Here is a 17,772-nt window from a genome sequence, read left to right as displayed (position 1 = left end):
CCAGCCTTCAGGCGACGTCCCAGTGGAGCGGGAACATCGGGTCGAACACCGTCACCGGCCCCGCTCCCGTCTCGATCTTCGCGGGGAAGGCCACGGCCTCCTCGCGCCTGACGAGGCGGATGGTTTCCTCATTCGCCGGCAGGCCGTACCAGGCCGGGCCGTTCAGCGAGGCGAAAGCCTCGAGCCTGTCGAGCGCACCGTCCTGCTCGAAGACATGGGCAAGGCAGCTCATCGTGTTGATCGACGTATAGACGCCGGCGCAGCCGCAGGCGCATTCCTTCAGCGGATCGACATGCGGCGCGCTATCCGTGCCGAGGAAGAAGCGCCTGTCGCCGGAGGTGGCGGCGGCGCGCAGCGCCAGCCGGTGCTCCTCGCGCTTGGCGACGGGCAGGCAGTAATAATGCGGCTTGATGCCGCCGACGAGAATGGCGTTGCGGTTGATGATCAGGTGGTGCGTGGTGATCGAGCCGGCGAGGTTCTCCTTCGCCGCCTTGATGTAGTCGACGCCGTTCCTCGTCGTCACATGCTCCATGGTCACGCGCAGCTCGGGCAGACGCTTGCGCAGCGGATCCAGCACCGTCTCGATGAACACCGCCTCGCGGTCGAAGATGTCAACCTCGGGCGTCGTGACCTCGCCATGCACGCAGAGCGTCAGGCCGATCTTCGCCATGCGCTCCAGCACCGGCATCGCCTTGTCCATGTCACGTACGCCGCCATGGGAATTGGTCGTCGCGCCGGCAGGGTACAGCTTTACCGCGCGGATGAGGCCGCTTCTGTAGCCGGCCTCGACGTCGTCGGGATTGGTGTGCTCGGTGAGATAGAGCGTCATCAAAGGCTCGAAGCGGTCGCCCTTCGGCACGGCGGCGAGGATACGGTCGCGGTAGGCCGTGGCATCGGCGGTAGTGACGACCGGCGGCACGAGGTTTGGCATGATGATGGCGCGGGCAAAATGGCGGCTGGTGTCGCCGATCACGCCTTCGAGCATGGCGCCGTCGCGCAGGTGCAGGTGCCAGTCGTCAGGCCGGCGGATGGTGATTTCGGTGGTCATCGGCGTGTCTCCAGTCTCTGGAGTTGCGATAGCACCCGGAGAGACGACCGACAATTCCTCAAAAAAGGTCGATATGGAGATCGGCGGGGCGGGAATTCTCCAGGATGCGCTTTCCGTTCGGCAGGTCGTTGCCGTAGAGCTTCCAGCCGATCTGGTCCTCGGGCAGCGCATAGCCCCGCCAGCGCTGGCGCAGCCGCTCCTCCAGCACCGCATAGGGCGGGCCGACGAAGACGGTGAAATCGAAGACGCCGTCGAGCCTGTCCCACGGCGCATCCTTGAAGAGCAGGTAGTTGCCTTCGGCGAGGATGAAGCGGGTCTCCTGCGGAATGGCGCGAGCCGCATTGATGGCGATCTCGCGCGAGCGGTCGAAGACCGGGACCAGCACCTCGCCTTCCGCCTGCTTCAGCGCATGGACGATATCGACGAAGCCGCGCGCGTCGAAGGTCTCCGGCGCGCCCTTGCGTGGCAGGAGGCCCCGCGCCGCGAGGATGCCGTCGTCCATGTGAAAGCCGTCCATCGGCAGGATTTCGGCGCTCTCGCCCCGGGCGAGCAGGCCATCGCGCAGGGCTTCGGCCAGCGTCGACTTGCCGGCCGCCGGCGGGCCGGCGAGACCGACGAGGAAGCGGCGCGCGTCTCCCGCGCGCCGCAACAGTGCATCCACGATCGTGGCAGGCGAAATCATGCTGCAACGGCCTCCGGCACCTTCGCCCCCGTCATGAAGGCGACGGCGTCAGACATGGTGTAGTCCTTGGGGTTGATGACGGTCAATCGGCGGCCGAGGCGGTGGATATGGATGCGGTCCGCCACCTCGAAGACATGCGGCATGTTGTGCGAGATGAGCACGATCGGAATGCCGCGCCGGCGCACGTCGAGGATGAGTTCCAGCACGCGCCGGCTCTCCTTGACGCCGAGCGCCGCCGTCGGCTCGTCGAGGATGATGACCTTGGAGCCGAAGGCCGCCGCGCGGGCCACGGCCACGCCTTGGCGCTGGCCGCCCGAGAGCGTTTCCACCGCCTGGTTGATGTTCTGGATCGTCATAAGGCCGAGTTCGGAGAGCTTGTCGCGGGCGAACTTCTCCATCGCGCCGCGGTCGAGCTTGCGGAAGACGCTGCCCATGACGCCCGGCGAGCGGATCTCGCGGCCGAGGAACATGTTGTCGGCGATCGAGAGCGCCGGCGAGAGCGCGAGGTTCTGGTAGACGGTCTCGATGCCGGCGCTGCGCGCCTCGATGGGCGAGCGGAAGGTGACGGGCTTGCCCTCCAGCCTGATCTCGCCCTCGTCCGGCGTAATGGCGCCGGAAATGGCCTTGATCATCGAGGACTTGCCCGCGCCGTTGTCGCCGATCACGGCGAGGATCTCGCCGGGATAGAGGTCGAAATCGGCATTGTCGAGGGCGGTGACGCGGCCGTAGCGCTTGACCAAACCGCGTGCGGTGAGAATGGGTTCGAGAGCCATCAGCCTGCTACCTTTCTGATCCACTGGTCGATTGCGACTGCCGAGATGATGAGGACGCCGATCAGGAGATAGGTCCATTGCGGGTCCGTGCCGATGAGGCGAAGGCCGAGCGAGAAGACGCCGACGATGAGTGCCCCGAAGATCATGCCGAGGATCGAACCGCGCCCGCCGAAGAGGGAGAGGCCGCCGATCACCACGGCGGTGATGGATTCGATATTGGCGAACTGGCCGGCGGTGGGCGAGACCGAGCCGATGCGGCCGATGAGCGCCCAGCCGGCGAGCGCGCAGATGAGGCCGGACAGCGTATAGACCGAGACCAGCATGCGCTTGACGTTGACGCCGGCAAGCTCCGCCGCGTCCGGATCGTCGCCGACGGCGTAGACATGGCGGCCCCAGGCGGTGTGGTTGAGCACGTACCAGAGGACGGCGACGAGCAGCACCATGGCGATGACGCCATAGGTGAAGACGGCGCTGCCGAGCTTCAGGTTGTTGCCGAAGAACTGCAGCAGCGGCGCGTTCGCGGCGATATCCTGCGAGCGGATCGTCTCGTTGGCCGAATAGAGGAAGTTCGAGGCGAGGATGATCTGCCACATGCCGAGTGTGACGATGAAGGGCGGCAGCTTCATGCGGGCGACGAGCAGGCCGTTGATATAGCCGCAGAGCGCGCCGCAGGCGAGGCCGCAGGCAACCGCCACCACCGGCGGCAGGCCGTAGCGGAAGGTGAACTGGCCCATGACGACGGAGGAGAGCACCATGATCGCGCCGACCGAAAGGTCGATACCGGCGGTCAGGATCACCAGCGTCTGCGCCGCGCCGACGATGCCGACGATGGCCACCTGCTGGAGAATGAGCGTCAGGGTGAAGGCGGAGAAGAACTTGCCGCCGAGAATGACGCCGAAGATCGCGACCGAAAGCACGAGAACGATCAGGGGCACGGCAGAGGGGCTGCCGTGGAGGAAATGCTGGAATTTCTGGATGGGCGTCTTGTCGCTCGTGTCGAAGGATGCGACCTGCGTCGAGCTGCCCGATAGCACCTTCTCGAATTCCTGCGAGGGTTGCGAACCCTGCGGGGGTTGCGAACCCTGCGGGGGCTGCGACCCGTGCGAGGCCGTCGTTGTTTCACTCATGATCCTGTCCTCCCTTCCGTGTGCCGACCGTCGCGGCATTGCCGGATGAAATCATGCATGGACGCATCGAGACGCCAGATGCCTGTCTGCCGCCCGCATGAACGTCTCTCCTCCGTCAGCGGTCATGACACATCACCGCCGTCCCCGAAGGAAAGGTGCTCACGTCTCTTTGAGATTGTCAAAAGTTCCGGGCGCGTCCTGCGCTGCCCGATCCGTCCATGGCGGATGGCCGGCCCGGTCATGCCGGGCCGGCGCGGGACCTTAGCCCCAGCACTTGTCCTTGCCGGCCTTGGTGTCGATGGATTCGACGCCCGGAGCCGGCTTGTCGGTGACGAGCGCGACGCCCGTATCGAAGAAGTCCTTGCCTTCGGTTGCCTTCGGCTTTTCACCCGTATCGGCGAACTTCTTGATCGCCTCGATGCCGAGGGAAGCCATCATCAGCGGATACTGCTGCGAGGTCGCGCCGATGACGCCGTCGATGACGTTCTGCACGCCCGGGCAACCGCCGTCGACCGACACGATCAGCACGTCCTTCTCCTTGCCGACGGCCTTCAGCGCTTCATAGGCGCCGGCAGCGGCCGGTTCGTTGATGGTGTGCACGACGTTGATGGACGGGTCCTTCTGCAGGAGGTTTTCCATGGCGGTGCGGCCGCCTTCCTCGTTGCCGTTGGTCACGTCATGGCCGACGATGCGCGGGTCATCCTCGTCGCCGATCTTGGTGATGTCCTTCACGTCGATGCCGAAGCCCTTCATGAAGCCCTGGTTGCGCAGGACGTCGACCGACGGCTGCGAGGGCGTCAGGTTCAGGAAGGCGATCCGCGCATCCTTCGCGCCATCGCCGAGCGTGGCGGCGGCCCACTTGCCGATCAGTTCGCCGGCCAAGAGGTTGTCGGTGGCAAACGTCATGTCGGCGGCGTCGAGCGGCTCGAGCGGCGTGTCGAGGGCGATGACGAGGAGGCCCGCATCACGCGCCTTCTGGACGGAGGGAACGATGCCCTTGGTGTCCGAAGCGGTGATCAGGATGCCCTTCGCGCCGTCCGCGATGCAGGTCTCGATGGCCGCGACCTGGCTTTCCGAGTCGCCGTCGATCTTGCCGGCATAGGACTTCAGCGTAACGCCGAGTTCCTTGGCTTTCGCTTCGGCGCCTTCCTTCATCTTGACGAAGAAGGGATTGGTGTCGGTCTTGGTGATCAGGCAGGCGGTGACGTCTGCGGCAGCGGCCGGGGACGAGAAGGCCACGCCAAGCGCAAGCGCGCCGAGAGCGGCGGAAACGATCGTCTTCTTCATGTAATCCTCCCAAGGACGAAACGGGATGCGCCCCTCTCCTGGGGCCATCCGGTCGCAGGAGCCGGGGTTCCTCCGCCGGCCGCCTTGCTTCCGTGACGAAGAAGAACACCAAAAGAAAAACCTGTCAATAAATAAATCGAATTGAATTATTAATTCGATGTGTCATGCTTCGGCAAAGAGCGGGCGAAGGCCCCGGCTGTATCGTTTCCGGTGGAAGAGCGGAACGCCAGCTTATAAGAGGACCGGAAGCGACGTTTTTCGCCACGACCGGCACGGGAGGAGACGATGACAGAGAATGCCGCGCCGGCACCCGCGTCGCCGGCCGAAATCCTCGATCCGAGCGGAGGCGCCAACCAGGTGCGCGTACGCGCCTATAACGAGCGCCTCGTCATGTCGCTGGTGCGCCGGCACGGCAGCCTTTCCAAGGCGGAGATCGCCCGGCGCAGCGGGCTTTCCGCCCAGACCGTGACCGTCATCATGCGCGCGCTGGAGGCCGAAGGGCTTTTGATGCGCGGCGCGCCGATGCGCGGCAAGGTGGGCCAGCCCTCCGTTCCCATGCTGCTCAACCCCGACGCCGTCTACTCCTTCGGCCTGAAGATCGGCCGGCGCAGCGCCGATCTCGTGATGATGGATTTCGTCGGCGGCATTCGGCGCGAGGTTCGCCGCACCTATCCCTATCCCATGCCCGGCCCGCTGCTTTCCTTCGTGGAGGAAGGCCTTGCGGAACTGGAGGCCATGATCACGCCCGCCGAGCGCACCCGCATAACCGGCTTCGGCGTCGCCGCACCCTTCGAGCTGTGGAGCTGGGCGCGCGAGGTGGGCGCGCCGCAGGAGGACATGGACCAGTGGCGCGGCGTCGATCTCGAAGCCGAGATCGCCCGGCGCGTGCCCTACCCGGTCATGTTGCAGAACGACGCCACCAGCGCCTGCGCCGCCGAGCTCGTCTTCGGCCTCGGCCCGCAATATCCCGACTTCCTTTATCTGTTCATCGGCTCCTTCATCGGCGGCGGCGTGGTGCTCAATTCCGCGCTCTTCACCGGGCGCACCGGCACGGCCGGCGCGATCGGCCCGCTGCCCGTGCAGGGGCGCAACGGCGAGACGGTGCAGCTCCTCAAGATCGCCTCGATCTACCGGCTGGAGAACCTTCTTCGCGAGCATGGCATCGATCCCAGCCCGCTCTGGTATTCGCCCGACGGCTGGGTCGATTTCGGCGCGCCGCTCGACATCTGGATCGAGGACATGGCGGCCGCGCTCGCCCAGGCGGTCGTCGCCTCGGCCTCCGTCATCGACTTTTCTGCCGTCGTCATCGACGGAGGCTTTCCGGGCTGGGTGCGCACACGCGTCGTCGCCGAGACCCGGGCCGCCATCGACCGGCTCGACCTGCAGGGTGTCACCCTACCCGAGATCGTCGAGGGCGCCGTCGGCAGCAGTGCCCGCTCGATCGGCGGGGCGAGCCTGCCGCTCTTCTCCCGTTACCTGCCGGACCAGAATGTCCTCTTCAAGGAGCTTGCCTGAATGCTGAAAGGCCTCGACCCCATCCTCAGCCCCGAACTGCTCTCGACCCTGCGCGCCATGGGCCATGGCGACGAGATCGCGATCGTCGACGGCAACTATCCCGGCGTCGAGCACGCCCGCCGGCTGGTGCGCCTCGACGGCGTGGCGCTGATCCCCGCCCTCAACGCCGTGCTCTCGGTGATGCCCGTCGACGATTTCGTGGAAGAGGCGATCTTCCGCTCCACCTATCGGCAGGAGCGCGACAGGCTGGAACCGGTGCATCGCGAGATCATCGACTGCTGCGCGTCGCATGAGCCGGAGCGCGCGGTCGTGCCGCTGGTCGGCGCGGACTTCTACAATCGCGTGCGCGCCGCCCATACGCTGGTGCAGACCAGCGAGCCGCGGCTCTATGCCAATGTCATCCTGCGCAAGGGCGTCATCTATCCCTGAGACGGCTTGAAAGAACCGGGCCGGCGTGATTGTCTCGCGCGACATTGAAGGCGGGCAAGGCGGGAGTATCGCATGCGGGTTCTGGTGGTGGAAAACGACAAGGTGACCTTGCTCGGGCAGGTCGGCGTGGCGCTTGAGGAAGCGGGGGCCGCGCTCGACATCTGCCGCCCCCATGCCGGCGACGCCCTTCCCGCGGATGACGGCGGATACGACGCCATCGTCGTCATGGGCGGCCCCCAGAACGCCCTCGACGACGCGCGCCATGCCTATCTGCCGGCGCTGGCCGCGCTGATGCGGCGGTTCGGCGAGGCGGACAAGTCCGTGCTCGGCGTCTGCCTCGGCAGCCAGCTTCTCGCCCGGGCCTACGGCGCGGAAAACCACATCGGCACCGCGCCGGAATTCGGCTGGTGCACGGTATCGACGACGCAGGAAGGCGCGGCCGATCCGGTGCTTTCCGCCGCCGCCGGCGCGTTCCCGATCTTCCAGTGGCACAGCGACACCTTCACGCTGCCGGAAGGGGCGGTGCGGCTCGCCACCAACGGCGCCGCCGAGAACCAGGCCTTCCGCATCGGCCGCGCCAGCTACGGCACGCAGTTCCACTTCGAGGCGAACCGGCAGGTCGTCACTGAATGGGCGGCCATCTTTCCCGATGTCATCGAGGGCAATGCGCCCGGTTGGCTGCAACGCCACGCCACGCTTGCCGCCGAAAGCGGGCCGGATGCCGACGCGACCGGGCTTGCCCTTGCGCGTGCCTTCGTGGCGACCATCAGGGCGGCCGATGACGCCCGCCGGGTCGCTTAGCCGATCATCGCTGCAAAGCGCCGGGCGGCGGCATTCAGCACCTCCCGCGCAAAGCCTGAAAAACCGATCACGAGGCCCTGCCGCGGCGGGTTGGTGACGGCCATGGCCGAGAGGGCGCGGGCACCGAGGCCCGCCTGGCGGGCGATCTCGACGGCCTCGATATCGTCAAGCGACTCCGGCAGACCGGCGACAAGGTGAAGGCCCTGATCCGGCACCGCGACCGTAAGGTTCCTCGCCCCGGCAAGCCCGGCCACCAGCGCATCTCGCGCGGCCTCGGCGTGTCGGCGGGCACGGCGGAGATGGGCGGCGAAATGGCCTTCGCGGATAAGGTCTGTGAGGGCGGCTTCCGCCAGCGTCGGCGGGCTGCGGTCGGAGCGGCTGCGCAGCGACACCATGGTATCCAGCAACGGATCGGGAATCACCGCATAGCCGAGGCGCAGGCCCGGGAAGAGCACCTTGGAGAAGGTGCCGAGATAGATCACGCGGCCGCTGTCGTCCATGCCCTGCATGGCGGCGAGCGGCGGGCCGGCGAAGCGGAACTCGCTGTCGTAATCGTCCTCAAGGATCCAGCCGCCGGTTTGCCGCGCCCAGTCGATGAGGGCGAGGCGGCGGCGCATGCTCATGGTCACGCCGAGCGGGAACTGGTGCGAGGGCGTGACATAAACGGCGCGGGCGCCCGGCGCGGCGAGCGCTATATCCGCTCCCTCCCCGTCCACGGCAAGGCCGGTGAGCTGCAGGCCATTGCCGGCAAAGGCGGCGCGGGCGCTGGGATAGCAGGGATCCTCGATCATCACCCGATCGCCCGGCGACAGCGCGCTGCGAATGAATAGGTCGATGCCCTGCTGGGTACCCGTCGTGATGACGATGGAGCGCGCCTCGCAGCGCACGCCGCGCGCCTGCCGCAGATAGGCGGCGATCGCCTGACGCAGCGCCGCCCCGCCGCGCGGGTCGCCGTATTGGAAATGTTCCGGGCCGGGGCGGGTGAGATGACGCGACAGCAGCGTGCGGAAAAGGTTCAGGGTACGCGTATCCGCCATGGCGACGCCAAGCGTGCCGGGCAGCGGCATTTTCGGCGCGATCGCCTCCGCCTCCACTGGGAGGGCCGGCCTCAGCATCGGCACACGGTCGGCGACGAAGGTGCCGGCGCCGGTGCGCGCAACCGCGTAGCCTTCGGCGATCAGCGTCTCGAAGGCGGCGACCACGCTGCCGCGCGAGGTCTTCAGCCGCCGGGCCAGATCGCGCGAGGGCGGCAGCTTGCTGCCGGGCGGGATGTCGCCCGCCTCGATCAGGCGGCGCAGTTCCCGGTAAAGCGCCGGGGTCCGCCGGCCCGCCGGCGGCAGGACGGGAATGAGCGCGGACCAATCCGGCGGATTGGTCCTGCTTTTTTCCTCTGAATTGGTGCTTTTTCGATCCAATGCCATGGCGCACCATGGCGGCATCGTCGTCGAAAGGCAATATATCCATGAGCATCCCCATGAGCGCAGAGACCGCTTCCTACCCCGTGACCCCACGCAACCGCGTCAAGCGCATGCACGAGCGCGCCAGCTACGACCGCGAAGCCGTGTACGCGATCCTCGATACCGCGATGCTCTGTCAGGTGGCCTATGTCATCGACCGCCAGCCCTATGCGACGCCGACGCTGTTCTGGCGCAGGGGCGACACGCTCTACTGGCACGGCTCCTCCGCCAGCCGCATGCTGCGGCACCTGAAGGCCGGCACGCCCGCCTGCCTCACCGTCGCCCATCTCGACGGGCTGGTGCTCGCCCGCTCCGGTTTCAACCATTCGGCCAACTACCGCTCCGCCATGTGCTTCGGCACCGCGCGGCTGGTGGAGGACCCCGAAGAGAAGATCGAGGCGATGCGCGACGTCGTCGACCGCTTCTACCCGGAGCGCAGCGCGCTGCTGCGCCCCATCACCGTGCAGGAGGCGAAGGCGACCACAATCATCGCCATGCCCATCGAAGAGGCCGCAGCCAAGGTGCGCGCCAAGGGCGTGGGCGACGACGAGGAGGATTTTGCCCTACCGATCTGGGCCGGTGTCATCCCCGTCACCACGGTGCTCGGCGCGGCCGAGACCTGTCACCGGCTGGTGCCGGGCGTCGAGAAGCCGCAGACGCTGTCGCTCTTCCCCGAGGGCGGGCGGCTGGATACGGCGCTGCGGGAGGGTCAGCGGCTTTACGAGGGCGGCTGAAGCCGCCCGCGCGGAGGGCTACACCGTCTCCCAGCCGTCCTTCTCGCTGGCGCGGTAGATGGCGTCGATGAGCTTCTGGTTGTTCACCGAGCTTTCCAGCGTCACCACCTCCTCGTTCTCGCCGAGCGCGGCGCGGGTGAAGGCTTCGGCCTGGCGCTTGTACTGGCGGGCGTCCTGGAAGCGGAAATGCTGGCTTTCGCTGTGGCTCTGGTTGGCCAGCTCGATCTCCTCCGCACCGTAGCGGTCGGCATTGAAGGGGGACTTCACCTCGATGAAGCCCTTGTCGCCGTGGAAGACCATGACCTGGCGATGGGCGAGCTGGGTGGAGATGTAGAAGGAAAGCTCGAAATCGCCGAAATCGGCGCGCACGCTGGAATAGATGTCCGTGCCGAATTCCGGATCGCGGTCGGTGCTCGCCTGCACGCGCAGCGGCTCCTTGCCGGTGACGAAGCGGGTGGAGATGGTCGGGTAGACGCCGATATCCGGCAGGCCGCCGCCGCCGAGCGCCGGCACGTTGCGCATGTTGCCGGGATCGCGGTTGAAATAGGTGAAGGCCCCCTGCACATGGCGCAGCCGGCCGATGGCGCCTTCGGCCAGAAGCGAACGGACCTTGCGCCAGACGGGGCTGTAGGTGACCATGTAGGCCTCGGCGATCAGCACCCTGTTGCGGTCGCGCGCCTCGATCAATGCGCCGATCTCGCCGGCATCGAGCGCGATCGGCTTTTCGCACAGCACATGCTTGCCGGCATCGGCCGCCTTGATCGACCATTCCACATGCTGGGAGGTGGGCAGCGGGATATAGACCGCGTCGACAAGGTCGGAGGCCAGCATCTCCTCATAGGAGCCGAAGGCATGCGGCACGGAGAAACGGTCCGCCATGGCGCGGGCCTTGGCAAGGTCGCGGCTGGCGATGGCGGTGACGACGCAGTTCTCCGCATCCTGAATGGCCGGCACGACGAGCTCGCGGCCGATCTTGGCCGTCGAGAGGATTCCGAAACGCAGCATGGTGAGCTCTCCCTGATTGCGCGGGGAGACTATTCGCGAGGCGGACTCCCCGCAAGCATCCGAAGCTGCAAAAAATCGGGACGCCACGCCGGCTTCAGGCGGACGCGCGATAGCGGAAGAAATCCACGAAGGCGCGCAGCGCCGGGCGCATCTGGCGGCGCGTCGGATAGTAGATCGAAAAGCCGTCGAAGGGCGGGCACCAGTCCTCCAGCACGGGCACGAGGCTGCCGTCCGCGATATCCCCGGCGACGCGCTGGTCGAAGATATAGGCAAGGCCCGCGCCGTCCATCGCGGCGGCGCGCATGAGCCGCTGGTCGGAGACGATGAGCGGGCCGTTGACGTCGACCGTGACCTGCCGCCCGTCCTTTTCAAGCTCCCAGCGGTAAAGGAGGCCGCTGGAAAAACGGCGGCGGATGCAGCGGTGCTGCATGAGATCGCGCGGCTGGAGGGGTTTGGGATGCCGTTCGAAATAGGAGGGCGCGCCGACGATGAGGCCACGCCAGGGGCCGCTGACACGCGCGGCCACCATATCCGCCTCCAGATGCTCGCCGAGGCGCAGGCCCGCGTCGAACCCCTTTTCGACGATATCCTCGAAGCGGTCGTCAGTGCGAAGCTCCAGCTCGATCTCGGGATAGGCCAGCAGGAAGGCGCCGAGGCGCGGCATGACGATCTCCTCCGCGGCGATCAGCGGCATGGTGATCCGCAGCGGACCGGCGGGGCGACCCTGCCGGTCGGCAAGCGCCTCCATGACATTGCCGATGTCGGACAGCGCCGGAGCCAGCGTATCGAGCAGCAGCCGGCCCTCCTCGGTCGGCGCGACGGAGCGGGTGGTGCGGGCGAGGAGCCGCACGCCGAGGCTCGCCTCGAGCGCCGAGACGGCATGGCTGACGGCCGACGGCGCGACGGCGAGTTCGGCCGCCGCCTTGCGGAAGGAACGCGCCTCCGCAACGACGGCAAGCACGGCGAGTTGGGAAAGCTGGGTGCGGTTCATTGTTCCAACAGATAGAACAAGCTGTTGGCTTTTGCAGCAATTTTCAGACGAAGCGTCGCGCTCTAGATTGTACCTTACCGGACGACGGCGGACTGACGCCCCCCCCCCGGCCTGGACCTCTCCCGGTCCCGAGCAAAAGGATTTTGCCATGAAACACAGACAACTCGGCAGCCTCGACGTTTCGGCCCTCGGCCTCGGCTGCATGGGCATGAGCCATGCCTATGGTCCCTCCAGCGACGAGACGGCGGCGATCAGGACGCTGCACCGCGCCATCGATCTCGGCATCACCCTGTTCGACACGGCCGAAGTCTACGGTCCGTACAAGAACGAAATCCTCGTCGGCAGGGCGCTGAAGCCGGTGCGCGACAAGGTGGCGATCGCGACGAAATTCGGCTTCCGCATCGACGACACGAAGCCGTCCGCCGAGATGATCGCGGGCACGGACAGCCGACCGGAAAATGTGAAGGCCGTCGCCGAGGCTTCGCTGAAGCGGCTCGGCGTGGAGGTGATCGATCTCTTCTATCAACACCGCGTCGATCCGGCCGTGCCGATCGAGGAGACGGTGGGCGCGATGGCCGAGCTGGTGCGCGAAGGCAAGGTGAAGGCGCTCGGCCTTTCTGAAGCCGGCGCGGAGACAATCCGCCGGGCGCATGCCGTGCACCCCATCGCCGCCGTGCAGAGCGAATATTCGCTGTGGACCCGCGAGGTCGAGGAGAACGGCGTGCTCGACATCTGCCGGGACCTCGGCATCGGCTTCGTGCCCTTCAGCCCACTCGGGCGCGGCGTGCTGACCGGCGCGCTGAAGAAGCTCGACGGCCTTTCCGCCGATGACTTCCGCCGTTCGCTGCCGCGTTTTGCGGCGGAGAACTTCGACGCCAACCTGGCGCTTGTGGCCCTGCTGGAGGAGATGGCGCAGGAGAAGGGCGTAGCGCCAGCGCAACTTGCGCTCGCCTGGGTGCTGGCGCAGGGCGACTTCATCGTGCCGATCCCCGGCGCGAGCAAGGTGCCGCATCTGGAGCAGAATGCGGCGGCAGCCGATGTGGCCCTGACGAAGGAAGAGGCGGGCAGGCTCGGCGAGCTGCTTTCGCCGGCGCGGGTTGCCGGCGGGCGCTATTCGCAGCGCATGGCCGCGATGGCGAACCGCTGATCAGTCCCGTTTGATCGCGGCGAGGACCGTCCAGAGGTCCGCGCCGGTCTCGAAGGACGCGGCATTGGCGCGAAAGCCGATATCGGCGGAGATGAGGTCCAGCATGTCCTCCGCCGGGTCGCGCTGAGCGGCCGCGGGGTTGGCGATGTTCCGCGCCGCCCGCTCGGCCCGCGCGGTCTCGCTCGCCATGCCCTGGAGGGCGGTGTTCATGATGCCGGCAATCTGCATGGCGGGTCGCCTCGTTGATCCGGCCTCCTTCTACAGCACGGTTCTTTCCATCGCATGAACGCCGCCCTGCACCGTTTCGGCACAGGGCGCGTCACCGATCCGCTTGTAGAAGAAGGTCGTCGCGCAGTAGCGGCCGTCCGGGTAGAGCGCATAGTCCGGGATGACGCCGGCGCGCTGCCAGCCGAGGCGCTCATAGACCGTCTCCGCCGGACTGCCGGTCGCCGTGTCGAGCACCAGCACGGTCTTGCCGCGTCGGGCCGCCTCCGCCTCCGCAAGCGCCATCAGCGCGCGGGCAAGGCCGCGGCCGCGCTCGCTTTCCATGACGAGCAGCTTCTTCACATCCGCCCGGTGCGGCTGGTTCGGCATCTGGCGGATGCCGACCTGCACCGTACCGACGATCCGGCCCGCCCGCTCCGCGGCGAAGAGCAGCGTCGCCTCCTCGCCGACCGCCGTCGCCACACCTTCCCAGAAGGGCAGCGCATCGGCCGGCCCATAGGGCGCCATGAAGCCGACGGAGGCGCCGCCGGCAACGCAATCGGCCAGCACGTCGGCAAGCTCGCCCATGCGGGCGCGGGTTTCGATCTCGTCGAGCAGCCTGATCTCGCTCATCTTTTCCTGCCTCAATTGCGGCCTCGATCCAGCAGCACGGCGTAATGCGCCGTCGTGCTGCCGGGGTTCTCGAAGACGTGTCCCTCGGTGATGCTCATGTAGAGGCAGTCACCAGGGCGAAGGTCGTGCACGGTTTCGCCGACCGTCATGCGCAATGCGCCGGAGAACAGCCAGACGTGCTGCGTCATGCCCGCCTTGGCCGTTTCCGGCGGATAGGCGATGCGCGCGCCGGCCGGGAACGCCACGTCGATCACCTCGACCCGCGAGGCCGTGTTCGGGGCCGAGACGGCGCGGCGCTGGTAGCCGGTCTCGGGGTCGCGCCAGACGGTCTGCGCCTCGCGGCGCGACAGCGGATCGCCCGCCCCTTCGGAAAAGGCGAAGAAGGCGGAGAGCGTCAGGTCCAGCGCGGCGCAGAGCCGCGACAGGAGCTGCGCCGTGGGACTGGCCTCGCCGCGCTCGATGCGCGAGATCATCGCCCGGCTGACGCCGGAGGCGCCGGCCAGATCGTCGAGGGTCTGACCGTGCGCCACGCGTAGCAGCCGGAGACGCTCGCCGATGGCGCTTTCCAGGGGATCGGTTTCATTTTCCATGATAAGAGAATATTTATCCCTTATAATGGAGTCAATGCGCATCGTGCCCGCCCGAAAATAAATCCGGCCCATGCCGCTCCGGCGACAATGCGCCATGGCGGCGACGGATATGGTGGCCCGGCAGAATCAGGAGGGCGGACGGATGACAGGTGAAGCGCAGCGGGCATCCTCGCTCTTTTCCATCACCGCCATCGTCGTATCGATGACCCTTGTGGCCATCGGCAACGGGGTCATGCTCGCCTATGTGCCCTATGTGCTGTCGCAGACCGGCGCACCATCCTGGACACCGGGCGCGACCGTCACGACCATGGCCTTCGGCGGGCTGATCGGCTGCGTCATCGCCGGGCCGGTCATCCGCCGCGTCGGCCATGCCCGGGCCTTCTCCTGCTCGCTGGCGCTGGTCATCATCGCCGCCTTCCTCGTGGCGCTCGGCGTCACCCCCCTGCTCTGGGTGCTGGCGCGCGGCATCTACGGCATCGCGGGCAACGGCAATTTCATCATCGCCCAGAGTTGGCTGAACCATGCGAGCGACAACCGCTGGCGCGGCAAGGCCATGTCGTTCTTCTACATGGCCTATGTGCTCGGCCTTGGCGTCGGCGCGTGGATTTTCGGCCGGATGCCGGCGGACGGCAACCTCGCCCCGCTCGTCACCATCTTCGTGACCACCGTCGCGCTGCTGCCGATCGGCCTGACCCGGCTGCCCAATCCGCCGCCGCCCGCCCGCGTCAATCTCGACTTCGCCATGGCCTGGCGCAATTCGCCGGTCGCGCTCATCGGGGTGCTCGCCTCGGGCGGGCTTTCCATGGTCGTGCAGGGCTTCACGCCGATCTATGCCGCCACCAACAATGCCGGCCAGACGGACGTCGCCCTCCTGATGTTCGTCATGCAGTTCGGCCTCATCTTCGTGCAGTACCCGCTCGGCACGCTTTCCGACCGCATCGACCGGCGCATCGTACTGATCTTCACCTGCCTGCTGATCACCGGCGCGGCGGTGGCCGCGCTCTTCGTGTCCTTCAGCGCCTTCGTGCTGCTGATGGTCGTCTTCGCGTTGTGGGCCGGCGCGGTGGAGAGCGTCTATTCCATCGCCAACGCCCATGCCAACGACCGCACGGACCCCGAGGATTTCGTGCCGCTGGCCTCCACGCTGCTCGTCGCCTGGTCCACCTCCGCGACCATCGTTCCGCTCGGCGTGACGGCGCTGACGCCGGTCTTCGGCCCGCAGACCTTCATCTATGCGGTCATAGGCGTGGCGATGCTCTATGCCGCCTTCGTCGCCGGCCGGTTGCGGCGGCGCGAGACCGTGCCGCCGGAGGCGCGGGAGAATTTCGAGATCCGCAGCGCGCAGGTGCCGAATGCCGGCGCGCTGGTGGAAGGCCAGAAAGCCCCGGAATAGCGGCGCTTGCGGCGAAGAAACGGTTCATTTACCGCTTTCCGCGAGTCGTGCGCGCTGCTATATGGCGCGCATGAGCACCAATAATTCGACGCCCCTCGACCATATCCGCAACTTCTCGATCGTGGCCCATATCGACCACGGCAAGTCGACGCTCGCCGACCGGCTGATCCAGTCGACCGGCGGCCTTGCCGATCGCGAGATGTCGGAACAGGTTCTCGACAACATGGATATCGAGCGCGAGCGCGGCATCACCATCAAGGCCCAGACGGTGCGCCTGCACTACAAGGCCAATGACGGCGAGACCTATGTGCTGAACCTCATCGACACGCCCGGCCACGTCGACTTCGCCTACGAGGTCTCGCGCTCGCTGTCGGCCTGCGAAGGCTCGCTGCTGGTGGTCGACGCTTCCCAGGGCGTGGAAGCCCAGACGCTCGCCAACGTCTACCAGGCGATCGACAACAACCACGAACTGGTCACCGTCCTCAACAAGATCGACCTGCCGGCGGCCGAACCGGACCGCATCAAGGAGCAGATCGAGGAAGTGATCGGCATCGACGCCTCCGACGCCGTGCTCATCTCGGCCAAGACGGGCCTCGGCATTCCCGACGTGCTGGAAGCCATCGTCCAGCGCCTGCCCGCGCCGAAGAGCGAGGGCGGCGAGAAGGCACCGCTGAAGGCGCTGCTGGTCGACAGCTGGTACGACACCTATCTCGGCGTCATGGTTCTCGTGCGCGTCATCGAGGGCCGGCTTTCCAAGGGCCAGACCGTGCGCATGATGGGCACGGACGCGAAATACACCGTCGAGCGCGTCGGCGTGCTGACGCCGAAGATGGTGGCGATGGATTCGCTCGGCCCGGGAGAGATCGGCTTCATCACCGCCTCGATCAAGGAAGTGGCCGATACCCGCGTCGGCGACACGATCACCGAGGACAAGCGCCCGACCGCCAAGGCCCTGCCGGGCTTCAAGCCGGCCCAGCCGGTCGTCTTCTGCGGCCTCTTCCCGGTCGATGCGGCCGATTTCGAGGACCTGCGCTCGGCGATGGGCAAGCTGCGCCTCAACGACGCCTCGTTCTCCTTCGAGATGGAAAGCTCGGCGGCGCTCGGCTTCGGCTTCCGCTGCGGCTTCCTCGGCCTCCTGCATCTCGAAATCATCCAGGAGCGCCTGGAGCGCGAATTCGACCTCGACCTGATCGCGACCGCACCTTCGGTCGTCTATCAGCTCTACATGACCGACGGCTCGATGCGCGAGCTGCACAACCCGGCCGACATGCCCGACGTCGTGAAGATCTCGGAAATCCACGAGCCGTGGATCCGTGCAACGATCCTGACGCCGGACGACTATCTCGGCGGCATCCTCAAGCTCTGCCAGGACCGCCGCGGCATCCAGGTCGAACTGACCTATGTCGGCACGCGCGCCATGCTGACCTACGACCTGCCGCTCAACGAAGTCGTCTTCGACTTCTACGACCGCCTGAAGTCGATTTCCAAGGGCTACGCCTCCTTCGACTACCAGATCACCGACCACCAGGAAGGCCATCTGGTGAAGATGTCGATCCTCGTCAACGGCGAGCCGGTCGACGCGCTTTCCATGATGGTGCACCGCATGGCCGCCGAAAAGCGTGGCCGCGACATGTGCGAGAAGCTCAAGGAGCTGATCCCGAAGCACATGTTCAAGATCCCGATCCAGGCCGCCATCGGCGGCAACGTGATCGCCCGCGAGACCATCTCGGCGCTGCGCAAGGACGTGACCGCCAAGTGCTACGGCGGCGACGCCACCCGCAAGCGCAAGCTGCTCGACAAGCAGAAGGCCGGCAAGAAGCGCATGCGCCAGTTCGGCAAGGTGGAAATCCCGCAGGAAGCCTTCATCGCGGCGCTCAAGATGGGCGACGAATAAGGGGCAGCCCCACTACAGAGACGGAAAAGGCCGCGGATCGCTCCGCGGCCTTTTTCATATTC

Annotated in this window: 18 protein-coding genes; 7 read left to right on the top strand and 11 right to left on the bottom strand. The window is 66.8% G+C overall.

What is annotated here, in order from left to right; genetic code table 11:
• Positions 1–7: 7 nt before the first annotated feature.
• The 5 genes from pyrC to MOE34_RS20555 form a co-directional block, all read right to left on the bottom strand.
• Positions 8–1,048: a dihydroorotase gene (gene pyrC / locus MOE34_RS20575; protein ID WP_242219363.1), complete on the bottom strand. Its 1,041-nt coding sequence runs from the start codon at positions 1,046–1,048 to the stop codon at positions 8–10.
• Positions 1,049–1,106: 58 nt separating this feature from the next.
• Positions 1,107–1,730: a nucleoside triphosphate hydrolase gene (locus tag MOE34_RS20570; protein WP_242219361.1), complete on the bottom strand. Its 624-nt coding sequence runs from the start codon at positions 1,728–1,730 to the stop codon at positions 1,107–1,109.
• A complete protein-coding gene (locus MOE34_RS20565; RefSeq protein WP_242219359.1) occupies positions 1,727–2,503 on the bottom strand; it encodes an ATP-binding cassette domain-containing protein in 777 nt (258 codons plus the stop codon). Before MOE34_RS20565 ends, MOE34_RS20570 begins: the two co-directional genes overlap by 4 nt.
• The gene (locus MOE34_RS20560; protein WP_242219358.1) at positions 2,503–3,630 is read right to left on the bottom strand and encodes an ABC transporter permease; all 1,128 of its coding nucleotides are present in this window, start codon (positions 3,628–3,630) and stop codon (positions 2,503–2,505) included. The genes MOE34_RS20565 and MOE34_RS20560 overlap by 1 nt, the downstream gene beginning before the upstream one ends.
• A gap of 261 nt (positions 3,631–3,891) precedes the next feature.
• Positions 3,892–4,917 (bottom strand): sugar ABC transporter substrate-binding protein, encoded by a 1,026-nt coding sequence (locus tag MOE34_RS20555; RefSeq protein ID WP_242219356.1) that lies wholly within the window; start codon positions 4,915–4,917, stop codon positions 3,892–3,894.
• Between the two features lie 285 nt (positions 4,918–5,202).
• Between MOE34_RS20555 and MOE34_RS20550 the strand changes: the two genes are divergently transcribed.
• The 3 genes from MOE34_RS20550 to MOE34_RS20540 all read left to right on the top strand — a co-directional run bounded on the left by MOE34_RS20550 (position 5,203) and on the right by MOE34_RS20540 (position 7,662).
• The gene (locus MOE34_RS20550) at positions 5,203–6,432 is read left to right on the top strand and encodes an ROK family transcriptional regulator (protein WP_242219354.1); all 1,230 of its coding nucleotides are present in this window, start codon (positions 5,203–5,205) and stop codon (positions 6,430–6,432) included.
• Positions 6,433–6,861, top strand: a complete 429-nt coding sequence (locus MOE34_RS20545) for an RbsD/FucU family protein (RefSeq protein ID WP_242219352.1) — start codon at positions 6,433–6,435, stop codon at positions 6,859–6,861.
• A gap of 72 nt (positions 6,862–6,933) precedes the next feature.
• Positions 6,934–7,662 (top strand): type 1 glutamine amidotransferase, encoded by a 729-nt coding sequence (locus MOE34_RS20540; protein ID WP_242219350.1) that lies wholly within the window; start codon positions 6,934–6,936, stop codon positions 7,660–7,662.
• Here MOE34_RS20540 and MOE34_RS20535 read toward each other — a convergent pair.
• The gene (locus MOE34_RS20535) at positions 7,659–9,083 is read right to left on the bottom strand and encodes a PLP-dependent aminotransferase family protein (protein WP_242219348.1); all 1,425 of its coding nucleotides are present in this window, start codon (positions 9,081–9,083) and stop codon (positions 7,659–7,661) included. The genes MOE34_RS20540 and MOE34_RS20535 overlap by 4 nt on opposite strands.
• Positions 9,084–9,136: 53 nt before the next feature.
• On the opposite strand from MOE34_RS20535, the gene MOE34_RS20530 reads away from it, so the two are divergent.
• On the top strand, positions 9,137–9,853 hold the full coding sequence (locus MOE34_RS20530; RefSeq protein ID WP_242219346.1) for a pyridoxamine 5'-phosphate oxidase family protein: 717 nt from the start codon (positions 9,137–9,139) through the stop codon (positions 9,851–9,853).
• Positions 9,854–9,871: 18 nt separating this feature from the next.
• Here the strand turns inward: MOE34_RS20530 and MOE34_RS20525 are convergent, their stop codons facing one another.
• The gene (locus MOE34_RS20525) at positions 9,872–10,858 is read right to left on the bottom strand and encodes a Gfo/Idh/MocA family protein (RefSeq protein WP_242219344.1); all 987 of its coding nucleotides are present in this window, start codon (positions 10,856–10,858) and stop codon (positions 9,872–9,874) included.
• Between the two features lie 94 nt (positions 10,859–10,952).
• Positions 10,953–11,849: a LysR family transcriptional regulator gene (locus MOE34_RS20520; protein WP_242219342.1), complete on the bottom strand. Its 897-nt coding sequence runs from the start codon at positions 11,847–11,849 to the stop codon at positions 10,953–10,955.
• Positions 11,850–11,997: 148 nt separating this feature from the next.
• Between MOE34_RS20520 and MOE34_RS20515 the strand changes: the two genes are divergently transcribed.
• Complete coding sequence (locus MOE34_RS20515; RefSeq protein WP_242219339.1) at positions 11,998–12,996, top strand: aldo/keto reductase; 999 nt, start codon at positions 11,998–12,000, stop codon at positions 12,994–12,996.
• Here MOE34_RS20515 and MOE34_RS20510 read toward each other — a convergent pair whose 3' ends face one another.
• The 3 genes from MOE34_RS20510 to MOE34_RS20500 are packed head-to-tail and all read right to left on the bottom strand — an operon-like array spanning position 12,997 to position 14,423.
• Positions 12,997–13,224 carry a hypothetical protein gene (locus tag MOE34_RS20510; RefSeq protein WP_242219337.1) on the bottom strand — a complete coding sequence of 76 codons (228 nt, stop codon included), beginning with the start codon at positions 13,222–13,224 and terminating at the stop codon, positions 12,997–12,999. It abuts the gene before it with no gap.
• A gap of 30 nt (positions 13,225–13,254) precedes the next feature.
• Positions 13,255–13,833 carry a GNAT family N-acetyltransferase gene (locus MOE34_RS20505; protein ID WP_242219335.1) on the bottom strand — a complete coding sequence of 193 codons (579 nt, stop codon included), beginning with the start codon at positions 13,831–13,833 and terminating at the stop codon, positions 13,255–13,257.
• An 11-nt stretch (positions 13,834–13,844) separates the two neighbouring features.
• On the bottom strand, positions 13,845–14,423 hold the full coding sequence (locus MOE34_RS20500; protein ID WP_242219334.1) for a helix-turn-helix domain-containing protein: 579 nt from the start codon (positions 14,421–14,423) through the stop codon (positions 13,845–13,847).
• A 142-nt stretch (positions 14,424–14,565) separates the two neighbouring features.
• On the opposite strand from MOE34_RS20500, the gene MOE34_RS20495 reads away from it, so the two are divergent.
• Positions 14,566–15,816 carry an MFS transporter gene (locus MOE34_RS20495; RefSeq protein ID WP_242219332.1) on the top strand — a complete coding sequence of 417 codons (1,251 nt, stop codon included), beginning with the start codon at positions 14,566–14,568 and terminating at the stop codon, positions 15,814–15,816.
• A 61-nt stretch (positions 15,817–15,877) separates the two neighbouring features.
• The gene (gene lepA / locus MOE34_RS20490) at positions 15,878–17,710 is read left to right on the top strand and encodes a translation elongation factor 4 (RefSeq protein WP_242219329.1); all 1,833 of its coding nucleotides are present in this window, start codon (positions 15,878–15,880) and stop codon (positions 17,708–17,710) included.
• The last annotated feature ends 62 nt before the right edge of the window (positions 17,711–17,772 follow it).

This window comes from Shinella zoogloeoides (assembly GCF_022682305.1).
GTDB classification, from domain to species: Bacteria; Pseudomonadota; Alphaproteobacteria; order Rhizobiales; family Rhizobiaceae; genus Shinella; species Shinella zoogloeoides_B.
The sequence above is the reverse complement of the archived record's forward strand: the minus strand, read 5'-3'. Positions and strand labels throughout refer to the sequence as shown.

Bases quoted from the DNA above. Each gene is read 5' to 3' on its own strand.
- MOE34_RS20505 (WP_242219335.1), bottom strand. From the start codon at position 13,833: ATGAGCGAGATCAGGCTGCTCGACGAGATCGAAACCCGCGCCCGCATG.
- lepA (WP_242219329.1), top strand. From the start codon at position 15,878: ATGGCGCGCATGAGCACCAATAATTCGACGCCCCTCGACCATATCCGC.
- MOE34_RS20560 (WP_242219358.1), bottom strand. From the start codon at position 3,630: ATGAGTGAAACAACGACGGCCTCGCACGGGTCGCAGCCCCCGCAGGGT.
- MOE34_RS20550 (WP_242219354.1), top strand. From the start codon at position 5,203: ATGACAGAGAATGCCGCGCCGGCACCCGCGTCGCCGGCCGAAATCCTC.
- MOE34_RS20520 (WP_242219342.1), bottom strand. From the start codon at position 11,849: ATGAACCGCACCCAGCTTTCCCAACTCGCCGTGCTTGCCGTCGTTGCG.
- MOE34_RS20545 (WP_242219352.1), top strand. From the start codon at position 6,433: ATGCTGAAAGGCCTCGACCCCATCCTCAGCCCCGAACTGCTCTCGACC.
- MOE34_RS20495 (WP_242219332.1), top strand. From the start codon at position 14,566: ATGACAGGTGAAGCGCAGCGGGCATCCTCGCTCTTTTCCATCACCGCC.
- MOE34_RS20515 (WP_242219339.1), top strand. From the start codon at position 11,998: ATGAAACACAGACAACTCGGCAGCCTCGACGTTTCGGCCCTCGGCCTC.
- pyrC (WP_242219363.1), bottom strand. From the start codon at position 1,048: ATGACCACCGAAATCACCATCCGCCGGCCTGACGACTGGCACCTGCAC.
- MOE34_RS20570 (WP_242219361.1), bottom strand. From the start codon at position 1,730: ATGATTTCGCCTGCCACGATCGTGGATGCACTGTTGCGGCGCGCGGGA.
- MOE34_RS20565 (WP_242219359.1), bottom strand. From the start codon at position 2,503: ATGGCTCTCGAACCCATTCTCACCGCACGCGGTTTGGTCAAGCGCTAC.
- MOE34_RS20510 (WP_242219337.1), bottom strand. From the start codon at position 13,224: ATGCAGATTGCCGGCATCATGAACACCGCCCTCCAGGGCATGGCGAGC.
- MOE34_RS20535 (WP_242219348.1), bottom strand. From the start codon at position 9,083: ATGGCATTGGATCGAAAAAGCACCAATTCAGAGGAAAAAAGCAGGACC.
- MOE34_RS20530 (WP_242219346.1), top strand. From the start codon at position 9,137: ATGAGCGCAGAGACCGCTTCCTACCCCGTGACCCCACGCAACCGCGTC.
- MOE34_RS20540 (WP_242219350.1), top strand. From the start codon at position 6,934: ATGCGGGTTCTGGTGGTGGAAAACGACAAGGTGACCTTGCTCGGGCAG.
- MOE34_RS20500 (WP_242219334.1), bottom strand. From the start codon at position 14,423: ATGGAAAATGAAACCGATCCCCTGGAAAGCGCCATCGGCGAGCGTCTC.
- MOE34_RS20555 (WP_242219356.1), bottom strand. From the start codon at position 4,917: ATGAAGAAGACGATCGTTTCCGCCGCTCTCGGCGCGCTTGCGCTTGGC.
- MOE34_RS20525 (WP_242219344.1), bottom strand. From the start codon at position 10,858: ATGCTGCGTTTCGGAATCCTCTCGACGGCCAAGATCGGCCGCGAGCTC.